The 2,043-nt window shown below is 65.1% G+C and carries 3 protein-coding genes; 2 read left to right on the forward strand and 1 reads right to left on the reverse strand.

What is annotated here, in order from left to right; translation table 11 throughout:
- A partial coding sequence (locus WKW80_RS37095) for a hypothetical protein (RefSeq protein WP_340368545.1) occupies positions 1 to 121 on the forward strand: 121 nt, incomplete at its 5' end.
- A 10-nt stretch (positions 122 to 131) separates the two neighbouring features.
- Complete coding sequence (locus tag WKW80_RS37100) at positions 132 to 773, forward strand: DsbA family oxidoreductase (protein ID WP_340368543.1); 642 nt, start codon at positions 132 to 134, stop codon at positions 771 to 773.
- An 18-nt stretch (positions 774 to 791) separates the two neighbouring features.
- Here WKW80_RS37100 and WKW80_RS37105 read toward each other — a convergent pair whose 3' ends face one another.
- Positions 792 to 1,853: an AraC family transcriptional regulator gene (locus WKW80_RS37105; protein WP_340368544.1), complete on the reverse strand. Its 1,062-nt coding sequence runs from the start codon at positions 1,851 to 1,853 to the stop codon at positions 792 to 794.
- Between the last annotated feature and the right edge of the window lie 190 nt (positions 1,854 to 2,043).

The following is a 2,043-nucleotide window of genomic DNA, read 5'->3' on the forward strand; positions in this document are numbered from 1 at the left end:
CGCGATCATCACGGTGAAGGCGATTGCAGAGTTGCACCGCACGGGCGGACGCTATGCGCTGGTGACGATGTGCATCGGCGGTGGACAGGGCATCGCCGCGATTTTCGAGCGCTGCGCCTGAGGTGCCGAGCATGCAAGCAACACCACCTGCCATCGAAGTCGAGGTCTACCTCGACCTGATCTGCCCCTGGTGCCTGATCGGCAAGAAGAACCTGGAGCGGGCGCGGGACATCTTCACCAGCGTGCCTGGCCATCCTCCGGTGATTGTGCATTGGCGCTCGGTGCAATTGCTCCCGGACGTGCCGCTGGAAGGCGTGGACTTCGAAGCGTTCTACCGCCAAAGACTGGGCAGCGTCGAACGCATGCGTGCCCGGCAGGCGCAGATCCGGGCGGCTGCGCGGCAGGCCGGCACGGAGGTGCACTACGAGCGGATCCGCCGCTTTCCCAATACGCAGCTCGCGCACCGCATGCTGGCCTACGCCAGGAAGCAGTTGCCGGCCGAGAGGTTGGACGCGCTGCTGGACGCGATGTTGACGGGGTATTTCCAGCAAGGCGCAGACCTCGGCGATGAAAGCACTCTGTCGACCATCGGCAGTCGCCATGGGCTCGATCACGCCGCCTGGAAGGCCTGGATGGCGAGCCACCCTCCGGAACTCGAACAGGCGACCAGCGTGCCACTCTTCGTGTTCAATCAGGAGATTTCGATCAGCGGCGCCCAGCCGGTGGAGGTCATGCTGGAAGCCATGGGCGAAGCCCTCGCCACCGTGCGCTAGAGACCCGCGCCCGTGTCGTCAGGTGCCCGGTCCGCGCGCCGATGGCCGCGCTGCCGCACTGCCACCATTGGCGCCCGGTTGCTTCCTGCCTTCCTCGCGCTCCCGCCAGATCGACGGGAGCTGCTCGAACTGGGCCGTGAACCATCGCGTGAATGAGCCCTGCGTGCTGTAGCCCAGCATCTCGGAGATCCTGCTCAGGCTGAACTTCGGGTTCTCCATGTAGCGCGGGGCCAGTTCGCAGCGCACCGCATTGAGCAGGGACGTGAAACTTGCCCCCGCTTCGTCGAGCTGCCGCTGCATCGAACGCACGCTCATGCCGAGGCCCTGCGCCACGCTTTCGCTGGTGGCCCGTCCCATGGGCAGCATCAGGTAGATCGCCCTGCGCACCTCCAGCACGATGGGATGCCGGTGCGACTGGGGCAGCGAATCGAGGAACTGGCGTGCGTAGCGTGCCATCGCCGGGTCGGCGTGGGGATTGGGCGCGGCCAGGTCCGACGCGGCAAAGACGAAGCCGTTGAACTCGCTGTCGAACTCGAGCCTGCAGGCGAACACGCGCCGATGCGGGCGCAGGTCGGACGGCGCCGAATGGATGAAGTTCACGCTGTGCGGCCGCCATTGCGCACCCATGAGTGCACCGCACATCCGGAACAGCACGCCGAGCGCCAGTTCGGCGGCCTGCCGCGACGGCCTGGTGGTCAGCACCTCCTGCCGCAGGATCACCAACTTTCCGGCATCTTCCAACTGCATCGCCAGGCTCTCGTTGAGCAGGTGGCGGTAGTCCATCGTGGTGACGAGCGCATCGCGCAAGGTCGCCTGGTGGCTGATCAGCAGGCTCACCGCGCCGAAGCTCGACAGTTGCCGCGACTCCGCCATGCGCAGCCCGAAGGTGGCGCAGCCGGAGCCGGCCGCCGCTTCCTCTAGCAAGGCCACCACGGCATCGGTCGCGATGCGCTGCTCCGGATCCTTCAGCAGGTTCTTGTTGAGGCCTGCATGCCGCAAGGCTTCCGTCGGGTTGAAGCCGAGGCTTTCGGCGACTTCCAGGAAGTTGGTCAGGGCAGCGGCACGAACCAGCGGGACCATGGTGTGTGAGCAGTGAATCGGGTGCCCGGATTCTGGCATGAAAAGCGAAATGCATGTCGCAAGTTGCAAAGCGTCAAGTCGACGCGATCCCTACAGTCACATCATCACTTCCATACCGATTCAGGAGACATCAACCATGGCAAAAGCAGTACGCCAATACCAGGCCGGCGGACCCGAAGTCCTTCGCTAC

Source organism: Variovorax humicola (genome assembly GCF_037889915.1).
Lineage (GTDB): Bacteria > Pseudomonadota > Gammaproteobacteria > Burkholderiales > Burkholderiaceae_C > Variovorax > Variovorax humicola.

Bases quoted from the DNA above. Each gene is read 5' to 3' on its own strand.
- WKW80_RS37100 (WP_340368543.1), top strand. From the start codon at position 132: ATGCAAGCAACACCACCTGCCATCGAAGTCGAGGTCTACCTCGACCTG.
- WKW80_RS37105 (WP_340368544.1), bottom strand. From the start codon at position 1,853: ATGGTCCCGCTGGTTCGTGCCGCTGCCCTGACCAACTTCCTGGAAGTC.